The following is a 12,437-nucleotide window of genomic DNA, read 5'->3' on the forward strand; positions in this document are numbered from 1 at the left end:
AACAAGCTTAATGTCCCCCGATTAACGTAGACGTTCAAACACCACACTCTGATCTAAATGCTCGTGATACTGAGTGTAATCTAAGCCCACATCAAAGATATATTGGGTCACCAAGTTTCTAACACACTCTATTAATTGGCTTGCTTGCCATGGTTTTTCAAAGTAGCGGTCAATGCCTGCGGAGTTGATCGCATTAATCGTATCGGTGTGCGTCGCTTGCCCGGTAAGAAGCACTTTCCTCGTAAAGCCAAAACGACCGTCTTTTGATACATCGGTCAGCAGTTCTACTCCCGTTTTACCTGGCATCACATGATCGGAAATAATCAATGCGATCATCTCGCCTTCTGCATCAAATTCATCCATCAGTTCTAGAGCCTCACCTGCTGATTCGCAGTCTTCGACATTCAACCATTGATTTAACGGCTCTAAATCTTGTAGAACCGCGCTTAGTACCTCTCGTTGGTCATCAACGCAAATTACATTAAGCTTCTCCATGTTCACCCTCTACTGGTAACTTGATTCTAAAAATCGTTTTTTCACTGTCGCTCTTTACCACAATAGAGCCGTTATATCCGGCGATAATGCGCTTTACAATCGACAGACCTAACCCTAAACCAAACGACAAGCCCCCCTTTTTAGTGGTGAAGTTTGGCCGGAAAATTTTTCTACGTGTCGCTTCATCAATTTCTGGTCCGTTGTTAGCAATCGTGACCAAAATTTTACCCTTACTCTCCCGAGTATGTATTTCGATACCGGGTTTCTCCGTTTCACCAAGTGCATCGCACGCATTCTTTAAGATATTTACCCAAACTTGGACGAGTTCGGTTTGAGAACCAATAAAAGCAGGTAAATCCGCAGGGCTAAAACGAACACTCACTCGTCTTAAGTCACTTTGCAATAGAGCCAAGGCGCGATTGATTGAATCATTGATGTTAATCGCTTCATCCAAGTCGATATCCGTGCGCCCCAATTGTTTTACGGATCGCACAATGCCAACGGTATGTTTAGAAGCGATGCGTAAGTCATGGAGATCTCGCCCCATTTGCCAGAAACGTATCGCTTCTTCTGGTCTTTTTAGCCAATGTTCTGAAAGGAAGTTATTTGGAACGGCACGTGCAAGATCACGAGCAACCTCCTTGGTTAAACCGTAGTATTTTTCGAAGTGACGCCCCCGCTTTCTCGCTTCGCTAGAAGAGACTTTCTGCCCTTGCATTAAACCAAAATCAAAAAATTGACTCGCTTCCGGATGAACTTCTTCAAGCAGTTCCATGATAACTGTCTCTAGCCGTTCTGATTTACTGCTTACAACGCCTATCGCATTGTTCAACTCATGAGCAATACCCGCTGCAAGCTGCCCCAACGTTGTCATTTGCTCTGCGGTATGAAGCTTTTGTAGTGCTTTTTCTTTAGCCAATGCCTCTTGCATTGCGCGCCGTTGACGACGAGATAATTCGTTAACCATCACAGGCATAAATTGTGTCGTCAATGGTCCGTATGTCGCCTCTTCCACGGCAGGCGTATCACGCTGTATCCAAGCCAATTCAACATCTGTTTGAGCAATCACTGTCGAAGAGGCAGTCCACGTACCAGAAAAGAAACTATGTACGCCAATAAACGCACCTTGAGACGCAGAAAATACCTGAATCGGTTTCTTGTCATCTTCCGCGTAATAGCCCGCCAGCTCTCCCGAAAGCACATAGTACAAGCGATCGTTGTAGCCAGCTTGCTCAATAAGCACCGACCCGGATAAAACCGTTAATCGGCGTTCAAGGTGATTAAAGTAGCGTTGTACTAACGCGTCTAACTTCGTTTCGTACATGGGTTATCCAATATGCCCAACAGTATGTAAAATCCACACCATCACAAAGCTGAGTAATACGCCAATCACGCCTAGCACGGCACCGATACGAGCCATTTGGCCGCTCTCGACATGCCCTGTTGCATGAGCTAACGCGTTTGGTGGCGTACTGATTGGTAACGACATACCGAGTGAAGCAGCAAATGTCACGACCAAGATCAGAGTAACTTCACCGCCGAGAGGCGTTAGCGAAGCCATAGAAGTACCCAGCGCAGCCATAATCGGCATCAGCAAGTTTGCGGTGGCTGTATGCGACATAAAGTTTGCCATTAACAAGCACAAGAAAGCCGCACCAAACAAGACAACATATGGCGAGAACTGATCAAACGGAATGCTGTGTACCACCAGCTTCGCAAGCCCGGTTTTATCTAGAGCAAGGCCCAGAGCAATACCGCCTGACACCAACCAAAGCACATCCCAAGAGATTTTCTTCAAGTCTTCTTTGTTGATGATGCCCGTCAATGAGAACACTGCGACCGGAATTAATGCTACTGTGTAAGAATTCATTCCATGTGCAGACCCCATCAACCAAAGAATAATCGTGCCGGCAAAGGTGACGTAAACCATTATTGCTTTGGGTGTTTTCAAAAACTTGCTTTTAATGTTCAGATCGATGGTGGTTTGTTCGGCTTTATATAAAAAGCCAATCAGAAACCAGGCTAACGCCATCATCACAATAACGAATGGCACACCAAATACCATCCATTCACCAAACGTAATTAAGTTGTCACCAACCAAATATTTTAGGGCGATGGCATTCGGTGGCGTGCCGATTGGAGTACCAATGCCACCAATGTTGGCCGCAACAGGAATACACAAAGCGAATGCAATTCGACCTGGGTCTTTAGGCCCGAAAACTGCTATCACAGGGGTTAAAATGGACAACATCATCGCTGTTGTTGCGGTGTTTGACATAAACATGGAAAAAACAGCTGTGATCAGCATCAACCCCAGCATAACGAACTTTGGTTTTTGTCCAAATGGTTTGAGTAACACTCGGGCTAAGTTGACATCTAACCTGTACTTTGTCGCCGCCATAGCCAAAAAGAAACCGCCGAGGAAGAGCATGATAATCGGACTAGCGAAGGTCGCCATTATCTCGTTATATTGTAATAGCTCACCAAAATGTGGCAGCCCTTCTTGCAAACGAAAGAGCACAATACCTTTATTTGATACAAGCAATAGCTCTAGGACAATGATCACAACCGAAGTGGCGTAGATTGGAATTGGCTCGAATACCCAGCAAAGTGCGGCAAGCAAGAAGATTGCAATCACTCTTTGCTGGACGATAGTAATGCCATCAAATGGGAACGCAGAGAGAGGCATTAACCAAACAAGCAATGGTATCAATGTTGGAACAACGTATTTGAGATAAGGGCGCATAGTACTACTTCTCTTCCTGAGATGGTTAGCCAGACACATTTGGCGTTTGGAACGCTATTACCCGCCGCAAAACCAAAACTTTCAGACTGTTTTTAAGCCTTCAGAGACGAAATGCGGTAATGGCGTTCCAGAGAAGATTATGTACACTGTTTTCAAACAAAACGTTGGTGCGAGATCAATGAACTCGTTTTCACATTGGAAAACATTTTATATCTGTGTTCAAGCTCACTAAATGCTCACTATTTAAGTTAAATATACTTTTCCATCATAAAGTTAGTTAAGGTTTCTCCCCTAACCTCAACACGTTGTCGAGACTTAACTGTGAAACCCATTTTCTCGTAAAAAGGTCGGGCGGTAATACTCACTTCAGAATACAGTCGTTTTATCCCCTGTACTTTCGCCTGTGAAAAAAGAAAAGACATCAAATCACGACCAACACCTTGTCCTTGGTATTCATGATGGCAAAAGAAATGATCAATCAAGCCGTCACCTTGCAAATCACAATAGCCAACGACCTGCCCTTCTATCTCCGCGACGTATGGTTGAATATCGTCCATTTTTCGTTGCCACACATCGAGGTCAAAATCTGATGGTGCCCAAGCGGAAACTTGTGATTCCGTATAATCGCGACGATTAATGATTCGCACAGTATGGTAAAAGAGTGCCCACAGTGTTGGGGCATCCTCGGTGCGATAACAGCGTATTGAGAGCATCAATTTCCTCATTCCTATTCAATAAATACTAAGCATTAACGCAAAGTGATACTAGTGAACTCATCATTTTCAATGCCAATCACTAAAGGCTTCCCAATCTGATCACTGTTCATCAATACGGTAGTATTCAGCTCACGGCTTGATCTGCGTATATTGCTTTTTCTTATGATATGAATATTCACAATATAATCGGAATACTCCTTTGTGATTCCGCCGGAAAATTCTACGTGCTCACTTTCATTGTCTCGGACAACATGAAATTTTCGATTGGCTTGAATATCAGTACTGATGGAGGAATCACCATAGTTCAGCACAACGGACGTTGGTTCGCTATCTTGATTGGCAAAACAGCCAAATGCGAACATGCTTAATGCGAGTATACTTTTTGATTTAAACATTAATTATTCTATTTCTAGTTATTTTTCTGCTATTTGCATGACCAAACAGCACTTGTTCTGTGAGCGCCTATTGTGCCATAGCTGAACGCTGACTCTAAACGCGCAAAAAGATGAGCGATGAAAATTCCGCCCAAAACAAGCAAATGTGAGACAATGTGAGGGTCCCAAACTCACTCAATCAGTCAAAATCCACTGTAAACCTCTGTTTTTTAATGCTTTTAATTCATGTGGTCGTGTAAGGAATACATACAACCTCTTACTTTTTCATACGCAACTAGACGAATCGTTCGAGAAATACGGCATCGTCTATGCCACATGTTACAAATCGGCTTACCTTATTATTACGTATGAACTGGAATTATGGCACTAACTTCCCTCTCTCTTTTAATAAGGAGAGGATTTCAACAATCAGGCTTGCCACGTTTTTATAGCTAAAATCAGTAGAGCGTTACCAACATCGGTTGGTCTAGGAGCAATAAATGAAAGACCTTCTCAACTTTACTCACCTTGTAAAAATTGGGTTCATGTCAATCGCGGTTATGCTGGGTGGATGCACTCAAGGAGATTGGCGTACTGCTAGCAGAGAACCTGCGGGTATCGCACCCGACCCTTCTAATGTTAAGCATGCTGTGATTGAGTTTTACGCCGCAGATGCGTTTGGTTGGCGAGGCTGGTTTGCTGTTCATACATGGTTTGCAATAAAGCCTGAAAATGCGAACGAATATACAGTGTATGAAGTAGTCGGCTGGAGAGTGAATCGCGGACAACCCGCTCTATATCAGTACCAAACTGGGACGCCAGATCGATATTGGTATGGTGCAAAACCAGAAAAGATCCTCTCCATACAAGGTGAAAAGGCCCGCCAGCTTATCCCTAAAATACAAAGTGTTATTAACCAATACCCTTGGGCTGAAGAATATACGCTGTTTCCAGGGCCAAATAGCAATACATTTCCGGCTTGGGTGGGTAAACAAATTCCAGAGTTAGAGCTAAACTTGCCGTTTCGCGCAATTGGTAGCGGTTACGCCAGCGATTAACAGCAAAGGTTAGTCACTGGCTCGTTTTATGTTCAGCATAAAGCGCAATATCTATTGTGCGTCGTCACCCAACTCCGTTCTATTTCTTCCATTATGTTTCGCTTTATACAGTGCATTATCGGCGTCTTTCATTACCGCTTCAATTGGTGTGTCATTGCCTTTCCAGTGAGAAACGCCCAACGAAACCGTGACCTTACCAACCACCTGAAAGTCATGTTGTTCCACATTGTGTCTAATACGCTCTGCAACATCCATAGCGTGGTTTACGTCTGTTTTTTCCAAAAACATCATAAACTCTTCACCGCCAGAACGACACAGGTGATCATTAGAGCGAGCTTGGTCTTTCATTAACTGCGCAAACTCTCTAAGTAAGTTGTCACCCACGTCATGGCCATAGTTATCGTTTACGCTCTTAAAGTGGTCAATATCTAGCGCCAAAACAGAGAACGCGGTATTTTCCTGCTTAAACAAACCAAGAACTTTATCTAATCCACGTCGATTCAATAATCCAGTCATCGAATCTGTTAATGTATCCAGTTGCAGCTTATCAATGGTTTTTGACACGATACCAAATGCTTTAAGAAAACTAAGCTTCAAATGTGAGACCTCAAAATACCAAGACTTAACCAGTTTGAGATCATCGATAGATGATGAATGTTCTTCGACACCTCGCACAGCACCCGCTAACTGCCAAAGTGGTCTAGAAATAAGAAGGGACAAGAACCAAATTAGCAACAAAGTTAATAAACCAATTGGAATCGACTTAAGGAAAACATTCCACATCTGTTCATCTAGCACAGATAACGTCATCGATTTCGGGCGCTGAGCAACAATTCCCCATCCTGATGACTTTACTGGTGCATAACCAGCAAGCATTTCGACGCCGCGAGAGTTAACAATTTCTTTGTTACCGCTCTGCCCCATCGTCACCGCTTTGATTGCCTCATTATCGTCGATTACTTCACCAACTCTCGATTGATCTGGGTGATAAATCAGAGTGTTACTCTCATCGACAACGTAAAGGAAAGAACCATCTTTGTATGCGTGCTGGCTGAGTAACTCTGCAAGAATATTTTCTTTTTCTAGATAAATAGTGCCGCCGATATAACCTAAATATTCATTAGATTGAGAAAATATAGGGTATGAGATGGTTAACAAGTAATTTCCAGCTGGCGATATAAATGGTTCAGTAACAACCGGTGCTTGAGCGTTTAAAGACTGGCGTTTTCTTTCACCCACTAACCTTACACCTTTCACCTGAAGTGTTTCAGGGGATACAGAAATAATAACCCCTTTTGCATTAACGACAACCACAGAGTTAAATGATTTGGTTTGCGTTCTTAATCTCTCAGCCTCTTTATCAAGAAGCTGAGCGTCATGCATCTTGTCTTTTAGCACGTTCGCACTGTATTTTAGCTGCGACATTGAGCTTTCTATGAAAGAGTCTGTCATTTCAGACATTTTTTGGGCGTAAACACGGTTTGATTCTAACGTGTTATTGATGATGAGATCCCTTTGAACACGATAAATCGAGTAGAATGCGTTGATCAAAGTGACAAGCACACTGAACACACATAGGGTGACAATAAGATTTCTAAGATTGAGTTTTTCTTTTCTTCTAAAAGACATTGCCAATGGCCAACTTTGAAGGCTTTCTATATGAATGAGCGTATAGGTTATATGAAATTGATTTGATTTTCAGGTAGTAAGTTGGGATCAATGTTAATATTTGCTCACATTAAAGAACACTTTATGAGCTAAAAAGAGAATTCAGTAGCACGATAAAGAACCGTGCTACTTTCATATTTGGCGTTTAAGAGGGTTTTGTCTCTGTCATCGTTTTTAATATATCCACAACTAGCTGATGATCATCTAACTGCGGTAAACCCGATACCGTCACAACCCCAACCAAACCAGACCCAGAAAGCCGAATTGGGAACGCGCCACCATGAGCGCAGTACTCACGAGCATCGAGATGAGGCTGATTTTCGAAATCACGTTGCTTTTGCTTGTTGTACATAGAAAGATAGTAAGAGCTGTGGCCATACCTTAATACTGAGTTTCGCTTCCTACGGACCCAATCTAAATGATCAGCACAGGTTCCTGCCATCGCGTATTGAAATAGCGTTTGTCCAAAGCCGTAAACCTCAATAGCAACAGCCGCGCCGCGAGCTTCAGCCTCTTCTTTTAGAGCGAGGCCGATAGACCACGCAATATGGTGATTAAATTCCGCCAACTGAAGTTCATGCTCTTGCAGGGCCACGAGTTCAAGCGTCAAACTCATGGTTTCACCTGAATCGTTTTACCCGTTTTACTGCTTTCCAATGCCATCTCAATCAGAGCGATATTCTGTACTGCCTGAGCGGCAGGAACTGGGTTATCAGTGCCCAAACGAATGGCATCTGCCACACCAACAAAGTAAGCTTGGTACGCGCCTCTCTCCGTTTTGATAGTTTGCGCACCGTCTTCGTCGTAACGGACGCCGTATAACGCCTCATCTTCTTCCGACCAAGCATCGTTTTCCGGCAAACGGCCTTCTTTTAAGTAGCCCTCTTGAGGATCTAATCCGAACTTTTCATATTTAGCTTCCGTACCCAATACTTTGTAGCGGAGATTCGGCTCTGGGCTATACAAGTTTGAATGCAAGTGCACAATATGCTCAGGGTAATGAAGTATCAAGTTGTAATAATCAATCGTTGTCGCACCCGGGCGCATCATTCGACATTGTGCGTCTATCGCATCTGGCAAGCCAAACAACACCAATGCTTGATCGAGAAGATGAGGAGCAAGGTCGAATAGAATACCACCACCATCTTGAGCTAGCTCTCGCCATCGTTGACGAACTTCAGGGCGGTAACGGTCAAAGTGTGACTCAAACAACTTTATATCACCTAACTTACCTTGTTCGATAAGAGATTTAACCGTGAGAAAATCTCCATCCCAACGTCTATTGTGAAAAACGCTCAGCACTAGACCTTTCTCTTCCGCCAAGGCGATAAGTTCATTACCGTCTTCTATACGAGTAACAAACGGTTTTTCGACGATGACGTGTTTCCCATTGTTCAACGCACGCTTTGCAAGTTCGTAATGTACGTCATTTGGCGCAGTAATGATTACGAGCTCTGCATCACTATCATCGAGTAAAGTATTCGCATCAGAAAACCACTTAGCATCTGGCCAATCATTTTGAACCGCCTCCTGTTGACGCGAGCTTATCGCGCTCAGCGTTAAATTTGGTAGCGCTTTAATGAAGGGTAAATGAAACGTTTTTGCTGAATATCCGTAACCAATCACAGCGGTTTTTACGGGATCGTAAGCCATTCTAAGATTCCTTATTTCGGTGACACAACAATACATTCAATATCATTGTGATCGAGGAGTTGTTGAAAATCTGATTGAGGAGGATGATCGGTAATAATGATGTCGATCTTTGACAAATCACATACGTGGTGGAAATTGTCGCTACCAATTTTTCGGGATTCACAAACGACGATGACCTGCTGAGCTTGAGCAATCATCGCTTGTTTCATTGTTGCTTCTAACAAACTATTTGTTGTCAGCCCTCGGGATGACAATGCACACACGCCAATGAACGCTTTGTTCACGTGATAATGCTGCATTTGCTGCTCTGCTTGCGCCCCTAAAACTGCTCTGGCATAAGGGTCAAAGTGTCCGCCTAAGAAATAAACGTCCATTGTGTCGTTTGTCTCAGCAGCGGTCAGCACATCAATGCTGTTAGTAACGACGTTGAGCTTGTTTTCTCCACAATGTGCTTTTCCTGCATAGAGTGGGAGCAGAGATAAAATGGTGCTGGTATCAATAACAAGATGGTCGCGCTCATCCAACAACGCTGCGGCAGCTTGAGCCAGTCGATGTTTAACGTCACTCACGGGTCGACTCGCGTATGCCTCGGTATGGGAAGAGATCGGCGCAAGCATGACACCACCTCGTATTCTTTGTAACCCAGGTTGCTGACTCAACTTAACTAAGTCTCGGCGAGCTGAATCTCGCGAGATACCAAAGTACTCACAAACTTCAGACAACGTTACTTTGTTTTGCTGCTCCAGCTTCGCTCTGAGTGCTACGAGTCTTTCTTCTTGTGTCATAACTTAAATTCACTTAAGTGATTTTAAGTGAATTTGCCACAATAATAGAAAAATTACCAACAAAACCACTTACAACCAACTCAATTGACCAAAGGTTAACCAAAGATAAATGAGCAGCAAGGCAAAACTTCCTAGGACGGTACGTTCACTCAGCCCACATAGTTAGGCGTATGAAGTTTATTTATACCCGTTTAAAACAACTGGCTCATCTAGCCCTAACTTCACTCTATTTCTTTTAATAAGCGCTTTTGGTAGTGGAATAAACCCAGCATTTCGTACCTGTTGTGTATTGTGGTCGGTTGTAAGGAGTTCAAATAGCTTTGATTTTTTGATCTTCTGATTAGTGTCGAATTGTTTATTTATATAAACGTAATAGACCACGGAAAATGGATAGCGAAGAGAATAGATGCAATCTGTGCTCAAAGAGCATGAGTCATCGTTATGATGAACAGAGAGAGCCTTGTAGCTCGACCACTGTTCTGAGTATTTAAAATCGGAGTATCGCATATAAGCTTTGGCTGAAAAGTCGTCGCTTAAAGCCCGTTTCAATCGGTCTTCATCAAGCATTTGAATCGATGATTGACAACCATTAGAGCTCACATCTGGGTTACTTAAACGCATCTCCCCGAAAGCATACGTATTTGCATCACAGCGTTTCAATTCACTAACGGAAACACTATCTACCGTACTCTTTTGACTATTGATTACGACAATAGCGTTTGCCATTAAAAACAAACGTGTAGGCCTGTGGCCTCTTTCTCGTTGAAATCGGGAGATGTTTTCATCTGACCATATCTTAGATGTGATCGCAATAGAGGCTCCGTCATTTAGCATGTCGTTAAAACCACCAGACTGAGATGCAAGCGCTACATTTACACTTGGCTCATCTATCAATGTTTCTATCGTTTCTAGTATCTCTGGTTCGACAAAAATCGATGTTCGAGCCTCAGAGTCAGCAAATGCCAGCGGTGAAATCAAACATGAAGTTAGAGCAAAGAAAGGCAAGACTTTAATTTTCATAATTCAACTCCAACTTCGAGTTAGGTGTCAACTCGCTGTCCGAACTAAATATAGTCCACGCTTGTTCAGTACTTTCAGCTTTCGTGTTTACAACAGCAATTGTGCGCCTTTCCCGTTTTTTTAGTTGTACCGTCAATGCCGTATTCTGATAAAACTCTTGCTCTTCAATTCGATTATCTTGAATGCCGTTTCTCACTAGCAATTTTCGTATAGCTGCCGTTCTTTTCTTTGCCAACGCTTTGTTGTATTCGAGTGACGCTTCAGGGCTTGTGTCTCCTATCAGTATGACTTGCGCATTTGGGTTACTCTGAAGCAATGCTTTCAACTCGCTTAGCGGCATATCATGAGATGGCGTTACCTGATGCTCATCCATCGCAAAGAAAAAGCTGATCAGGTGTGTCTGCGAGTCGTTGACCCAATTCGCACAGCCCTCACTGTCAACAACCACACCTTTGGGCGTATCTGCGCAGTTATCTCGTTGGTTTATCACGCCATCACTATCATTGTCTTTAAGGTCGTTGTACTGGTAAGTGGTCAACGTCGTATTCGGTGATTCAGCACAGCCTGCTAACATGAAAACTAGAAGACTCGTCACTGCGAATTTATCCATTATTGTTCTCCTTCCAGTTCTCTGGATACTCAACTCGCAACGCATAAGTCAGAATCCCCATCGAGTTGAATAAACGGTAAGTGGCAACCAAATGATCGTACTTTGTTCGGGTATAGTTCCGTCTCGCAACAAACGTTTCAACTTTGGCATCTAATACATCTAACAAACTGCGTCGCCCTACATTGAACTGCTGGATGTACCCTAATTCAGTTACTTTCGCCGCATCAACGTTGACTTTTAAAAACTCCATTTGCTGTTGAAGCAATGTATGTGCGTCCCATGCCAGCCTTACACCTTCATTCGCATCTAGTTCTGCATTTGCTCGAATAGCCCTCGCCTCCTCTACTCTCCAGGCGGATGACTCCACTCGGGAGTCTGTAGAAAAGCCGTTAAAAAGATCGTAGTTGACCGTCAGCATAACCTTTGCATCTTCGTTAATGCCTTCAATATTATCCACGTTGTCTGTTTTGTTGGCTGACAGCTCAAGCTTGAGCTCTGGGTAGTAATCCCCCTTTTCTCTTTTTACTTCATGTCGAGCCGCCTCTAAATCTTTCATCGCCGACTGTATGGATGGGTGCAACCTAACCGCTTGTTTAAGTGCTTCGTCAAGCTTATTCGGAAGCAATTCCTGCGGGTAAACAGGCTCAACTAAGTTTTGCGGCGCTCGACCAACTAAACGTACAAATCTTGTTCTAGCATCGGAAAGATTGTTTTGGGCGGCAATCAATGAGGACTGTGTTGTCGCGACACGCGAAGAAACTTGCGCTAAGTCGGAGTTGCTGGTTAAACCTTTTTCTTTTTTATCTAGAATGAAACGGTAGATCTCTTGGTGTTCACTTAGGTTTCTTTCTGTCAGTTTCATCAACTCTCGGGCATGTAAAACGTCCACATACGCTCTGACAGTATCTAATGCGACATTTTCCGCAGATGCCAATAAGCCCAAGCGTTCAGCTTCAGCCTCGTAAGATAAGCGATCAACGTCAGCACTTGTTTTAAATCCATCAAATAACAGTTGGGAGATTCTTACGCCCATCTCCGTTCTTTCTAATGTTCTATCTTCACTGTCGATGTAGTTTCCGTTGTTATATCGAGTACCTTCGTACCCTGCTGCTGCATACAAATTAACCTGAGGAAGAAATGAACCATTTATGGCATTTCGGTCTCGTACCATCGACTCATAGCGAGAATAGCGAGCAAGCAAACTTGGGGAGCTATCGAGAGATAACGTAACTGACTCTTCTAAAGTCAAAGCGTTTGGCGACGATGATACTGCAAACAAGACCAATAACGTTGATTTAAGCCGCATCTTATA

The 12,437-nt window shown here is 43.3% G+C and carries 13 protein-coding genes; 1 reads left to right on the plus strand and 12 read right to left on the minus strand.

All coding sequences use genetic code 11. The features are described from left to right. Nucleotides 1-21 precede the first annotated feature (21 nt). From R7Q46_RS04325 to R7Q46_RS04345, 5 genes are all read right to left on the minus strand, one after another. Complete coding sequence (locus tag R7Q46_RS04325) at nucleotides 22-495, minus strand: response regulator (RefSeq protein ID WP_005377744.1); 474 nt, start codon at nucleotides 493-495, stop codon at nucleotides 22-24. After that, on the minus strand, nucleotides 482-1,819 hold the full coding sequence (locus R7Q46_RS04330) for an ATP-binding protein (RefSeq protein WP_005389108.1): 1,338 nt from the start codon (nucleotides 1,817-1,819) through the stop codon (nucleotides 482-484). Before R7Q46_RS04330 ends, R7Q46_RS04325 begins: the two co-directional genes overlap by 14 nt. A gap of 3 nt (nucleotides 1,820-1,822) precedes the next feature. Continuing rightward, nucleotides 1,823-3,241: an SLC13 family permease gene (locus tag R7Q46_RS04335; protein WP_104979129.1), complete on the minus strand. Its 1,419-nt coding sequence runs from the start codon at nucleotides 3,239-3,241 to the stop codon at nucleotides 1,823-1,825. 248 nt (nucleotides 3,242-3,489) lie between these two features. Further along, nucleotides 3,490-3,954 (minus strand): GNAT family N-acetyltransferase, encoded by a 465-nt coding sequence (locus R7Q46_RS04340; RefSeq protein ID WP_017820619.1) that lies wholly within the window; start codon nucleotides 3,952-3,954, stop codon nucleotides 3,490-3,492. Nucleotides 3,955-3,989: 35 nt separating this feature from the next. Then, nucleotides 3,990-4,352 carry a hypothetical protein gene (locus R7Q46_RS04345; RefSeq protein ID WP_017634013.1) on the minus strand — a complete coding sequence of 121 codons (363 nt, stop codon included), beginning with the start codon at nucleotides 4,350-4,352 and terminating at the stop codon, nucleotides 3,990-3,992. 479 nt (nucleotides 4,353-4,831) lie between these two features. Between R7Q46_RS04345 and R7Q46_RS04350 the strand changes: the two genes are divergently transcribed. Next, nucleotides 4,832-5,389, plus strand: coding sequence for a DUF3750 domain-containing protein (locus R7Q46_RS04350; RefSeq protein WP_054574115.1), 558 nt, complete (start codon nucleotides 4,832-4,834; stop codon nucleotides 5,387-5,389). A gap of 51 nt (nucleotides 5,390-5,440) precedes the next feature. On the opposite strand, the gene R7Q46_RS04355 is transcribed toward R7Q46_RS04350, so the two are convergent. The 7 genes from R7Q46_RS04355 to R7Q46_RS04385 form a co-directional block, all read right to left on the minus strand. Continuing rightward, nucleotides 5,441-7,018, minus strand: coding sequence for a sensor domain-containing diguanylate cyclase (locus R7Q46_RS04355; RefSeq protein WP_005389121.1), 1,578 nt, complete (start codon nucleotides 7,016-7,018; stop codon nucleotides 5,441-5,443). Nucleotides 7,019-7,202: 184 nt separating this feature from the next. Beyond that, nucleotides 7,203-7,673: a heme-degrading domain-containing protein gene (locus tag R7Q46_RS04360; protein WP_151514744.1), complete on the minus strand. Its 471-nt coding sequence runs from the start codon at nucleotides 7,671-7,673 to the stop codon at nucleotides 7,203-7,205. Continuing rightward, entirely contained in the window at nucleotides 7,670-8,710 is a 1,041-nt protein-coding gene (locus R7Q46_RS04365; RefSeq protein ID WP_005377752.1) for an oxidoreductase, read from the minus strand. Before R7Q46_RS04365 ends, R7Q46_RS04360 begins: the two co-directional genes overlap by 4 nt. Nucleotides 8,711-8,721: 11 nt before the next feature. After that, a complete protein-coding gene (locus R7Q46_RS04370) occupies nucleotides 8,722-9,495 on the minus strand; it encodes a DeoR/GlpR family DNA-binding transcription regulator (protein ID WP_033905226.1) in 774 nt (257 codons plus the stop codon). A gap of 177 nt (nucleotides 9,496-9,672) precedes the next feature. After that, entirely contained in the window at nucleotides 9,673-10,515 is an 843-nt protein-coding gene (locus R7Q46_RS04375; RefSeq protein WP_054576923.1) for a hypothetical protein, read from the minus strand. Continuing rightward, a complete protein-coding gene (locus R7Q46_RS04380) occupies nucleotides 10,505-11,125 on the minus strand; it encodes an OmpA family protein (protein ID WP_017634007.1) in 621 nt (206 codons plus the stop codon). The genes R7Q46_RS04375 and R7Q46_RS04380 overlap by 11 nt, the downstream gene beginning before the upstream one ends. Continuing rightward, nucleotides 11,118-12,431 (minus strand): TolC family outer membrane protein, encoded by a 1,314-nt coding sequence (locus tag R7Q46_RS04385; RefSeq protein ID WP_064368370.1) that lies wholly within the window; start codon nucleotides 12,429-12,431, stop codon nucleotides 11,118-11,120. The genes R7Q46_RS04380 and R7Q46_RS04385 overlap by 8 nt, the downstream gene beginning before the upstream one ends. Between the last annotated feature and the right edge of the window lie 6 nt (nucleotides 12,432-12,437).

This window comes from Vibrio sp. 811, from assembly GCF_033339195.1.

Bases quoted from the DNA above. Each gene is read 5' to 3' on its own strand.
- R7Q46_RS04325 (WP_005377744.1), bottom strand. From the start codon at position 495: ATGGAGAAGCTTAATGTAATTTGCGTTGATGACCAACGAGAGGTACTA.
- R7Q46_RS04330 (WP_005389108.1), bottom strand. From the start codon at position 1,819: ATGTACGAAACGAAGTTAGACGCGTTAGTACAACGCTACTTTAATCAC.
- R7Q46_RS04335 (WP_104979129.1), bottom strand. From the start codon at position 3,241: ATGCGCCCTTATCTCAAATACGTTGTTCCAACATTGATACCATTGCTT.
- R7Q46_RS04340 (WP_017820619.1), bottom strand. From the start codon at position 3,954: ATGCTCTCAATACGCTGTTATCGCACCGAGGATGCCCCAACACTGTGG.
- R7Q46_RS04345 (WP_017634013.1), bottom strand. From the start codon at position 4,352: ATGTTTAAATCAAAAAGTATACTCGCATTAAGCATGTTCGCATTTGGC.
- R7Q46_RS04350 (WP_054574115.1), top strand. From the start codon at position 4,832: ATGAAAGACCTTCTCAACTTTACTCACCTTGTAAAAATTGGGTTCATG.
- R7Q46_RS04355 (WP_005389121.1), bottom strand. From the start codon at position 7,018: ATGTCTTTTAGAAGAAAAGAAAAACTCAATCTTAGAAATCTTATTGTC.
- R7Q46_RS04360 (WP_151514744.1), bottom strand. From the start codon at position 7,673: ATGAGTTTGACGCTTGAACTCGTGGCCCTGCAAGAGCATGAACTTCAG.
- R7Q46_RS04365 (WP_005377752.1), bottom strand. From the start codon at position 8,710: ATGGCTTACGATCCCGTAAAAACCGCTGTGATTGGTTACGGATATTCA.
- R7Q46_RS04370 (WP_033905226.1), bottom strand. From the start codon at position 9,495: ATGACACAAGAAGAAAGACTCGTAGCACTCAGAGCGAAGCTGGAGCAG.
- R7Q46_RS04375 (WP_054576923.1), bottom strand. From the start codon at position 10,515: ATGAAAATTAAAGTCTTGCCTTTCTTTGCTCTAACTTCATGTTTGATT.
- R7Q46_RS04380 (WP_017634007.1), bottom strand. From the start codon at position 11,125: ATGGATAAATTCGCAGTGACGAGTCTTCTAGTTTTCATGTTAGCAGGC.
- R7Q46_RS04385 (WP_064368370.1), bottom strand. From the start codon at position 12,431: ATGCGGCTTAAATCAACGTTATTGGTCTTGTTTGCAGTATCATCGTCG.